Here is a 2,598-nt window from a genome sequence, read left to right as displayed (position 1 = left end):
CACTTGTCGCGTCAAGCAGCCTGGCGGTGATTTCTTTGTCCGGCGTCCTGCATCTGGCCTCCGGCGTTCACTCAATCAAACGGACTGAAGTGCTCTTCCCGGCCGGCTTCTTCCGCCTCATGGCGATGACCATGCATGACCTTTTCCACCTTGGTGGCCTGCAGATCGTCATCGGCATCCACCATCATCAGGTAATCACCCTGCTCTACCCGGTCGATATACGGAGACAGGTGATGGTTGGTAGACGAGACGCCGCGCAAGCCACCCAGCCAGGCGCCAAAACAGGTACCAAACAGGGTCGCTCCGATAATGGCGCCACTCTCCAGATTGGCTCCCCAGGGATCAAGCCCTGCCAGCAAGAAGCCGCCGAACAAACCAGCCGCCATGCCAATAAGCGCACCGAGAAATCCCGAATGCATGATGTCGGTTTCTTCCCACGGGGTGGTGCCGTGTACATGAGCCTGGGCGATGGCCATGGTGTCGGTGCCCATGACATGCAGGCGGTTTTCTCCGATACCTGCCTGACGCAGTTCACCGGTGATGCCCTGAATGGACGCGAGTGATTTGGTGAAGTAGTAGAGTCGTTTCATTGCTGCCTCTCCCTGTGGCGAACAACAGACCGCTTTATGCGGGTATACCGTACGCCAATCTTCCTGACCGGCTTGTGTTACTGGGTGTGGGGCTAACGGATTAGATCCTTTTGTGATGACCGCACAGACCTGTTGTTCCACCCGGTTATTACACACCATGACTATGGTGCACCTTGTTCAAGCTAGCAAAAAGGGGCCATTACGGCCCCTTTACTGTGTCACAAAAACCGCGTCACAGAATGTGAGCGATTAATTACTTTTTGTAGGTGTCGGCGCACCGTCAACCGGGATCACACGGGGCTTTTTCTCTTCCGGCACCACGCGGGTCAACGTCACGGTCAGCAGGCCATCTTCCAGAGCGGCGGCCTCCACTTCCACGTGGTCGGCCAGCTTGAAAGTGCGCTCGAAAGCCCGGCGGGCAATACCGCGGTGTAGCCAGGTTCGCTCACTGTCCTGTTCCGTCTTCAGGTTACCGCGAATGCGCAGTTCATTTTCCTGCACGGTGATATCCAGGTCGCTGCGCGCAAAACCGGCCATGGCCATGACAATACGGTAGCGGCCATCACTTTCGCGGATGATGTCGTAAGGGGGGTAGCCATTGGACTGGTCAGCACGCAGCGCCGCGTCCAGCAGCTCATCGAAACGGTCAAAGCCCACAGAATGGCGAAACAACGGGGCAAGGGAAAATCCGGTATTCATCACACTATCCTCATTCCAATCTCACCAGCAGACCCCGCAGGCATCCGCTGGAAAACGGTTTAAAAATGGTTGATGTGACACGGAGCCGCCGGCAGTCCTCAAGACTGTCTGCGTTGCTCCAACCGGCCAGTTGTCACTGGATAAGAAAATGGGGGCCTGCAAATCACTTTCAAGGGGCAGGAAGAATTTTTACCGTGGCGGTCTGGGGTGAAAGCGTGAAACCGTCAGGCGCACCGGTGGCTACGGTGGTTGCGGTCACGGAAATGGCAGAGCCTTTTCCCTGAAACAGAATCGGTACTCGCACACAGACCCGCTCACCCGCCGTGACGGACCAAGCAGGGCTTTTGCCGCTCTGCCATTGCTCGCTGTTGCCGGAACAATGGCGATCCATCAGCAAACTGCGCACCGCCGGGTGAGCGCTGGCGAACTGCACCTGCCCGGTAAGGCTGGCACGATATTCAAACCGCAGTACCGCGGTGCTGCCGGCTTCCAGATGCTGATTGTCGGGGCCCTGCCAGAGCGGGTCAGACACCAGCCCCAGTGATAACGGCCCGGAATGTTGATCCGGCAGCGCACGCAAGTCCCAGCGCAGCGTCTCGCCTTGTTGCTTACCGGCCTGACCGTTGAGTCCCGGCAATTGCGGCACGTGCCAGCGTTCAGGCAGAGTCAGAGTCAGGGCCAGGGGCTGCCCCTGACTGTGAGCTTCGGAAAGCCGGAACTGGAAGTGGCCGCCTTTCGCCGTGGTGACCCTGTCGGGTTCACGGCTCGCACCTGCCAAACTCACAGTCCAACCCGACAAACGACGCTCCCCTGGATCGGGCTGACCGTTAAACGCCAGAGCGGGCTCCCCGGCGCCGTTGTCGTCGAACAGCTGCCCGGTGATCCAGTGGCCCGCCGGGCGACAGCGATAGCCAGCCGCTACCCCCGAAACCGGTAACGGGCGCAGAGCCGGCATGATGCCATCCCGGGCGGCCAGCGGCTGGCCTGCCCCGCCAGCGCCCCCGGCACCGCCACCCGCACCACCGGTTTGCTCAATGCTTGCCGATACCGTCGTTGCAGCAGGTGCATCCAGCCAGAGCGTGCCACCGGCACCACCACCGCCGCCAATGGTATCCGCCCGGCTTACGCCCGTGATCCCACGCCCCGGCAAGCCACTCAGGTCCAGCAGTCCATCGCCCACAAGCCGTGCAGTACGGATAATCAGCAGGCCGCCACCCTGCCCCCCGTTTCCTCCCTCACCGCTGCGCCGGGCAGCCGCCCCACCGCCTCCGCCGAGTATCCAGCCTGCCACGGCCTGATGGCCGCCCTC

At 60.8% G+C, this 2,598-nt stretch carries 2 protein-coding genes and 1 pseudogene; all 3 read right to left on the bottom strand.

The genetic code is table 11. From position 1 onward, the window contains the following. Window positions 1–71: 71 nt before the first annotated feature. Window positions 72–590 carry a hypothetical protein gene (locus A3754_RS13680; protein ID WP_063520133.1) on the bottom strand — a complete coding sequence of 173 codons (519 nt, stop codon included), beginning with the start codon at window positions 588–590 and terminating at the stop codon, window positions 72–74. Between the two features lie 249 nt (window positions 591–839). Further along, the gene (locus A3754_RS13675; protein WP_063520132.1) at window positions 840–1,289 is read right to left on the bottom strand and encodes an Hsp20 family protein; all 450 of its coding nucleotides are present in this window, start codon (window positions 1,287–1,289) and stop codon (window positions 840–842) included. 169 nt (window positions 1,290–1,458) lie between these two features. Next, window positions 1,459–2,598 (bottom strand): annotated as a pseudogene (locus A3754_RS27735) (hypothetical protein); the annotation flags it as partial.

It is taken from the genome of Alcanivorax sp. HI0083 (assembly GCF_001635175.1).
This window is presented reverse-complemented; position numbering and strand designations above follow the sequence as displayed.

Bases quoted from the DNA above. Each gene is read 5' to 3' on its own strand.
- A3754_RS13675 (WP_063520132.1), bottom strand. From the start codon at position 1,289: ATGAATACCGGATTTTCCCTTGCCCCGTTGTTTCGCCATTCTGTGGGC.
- A3754_RS13680 (WP_063520133.1), bottom strand. From the start codon at position 590: ATGAAACGACTCTACTACTTCACCAAATCACTCGCGTCCATTCAGGGC.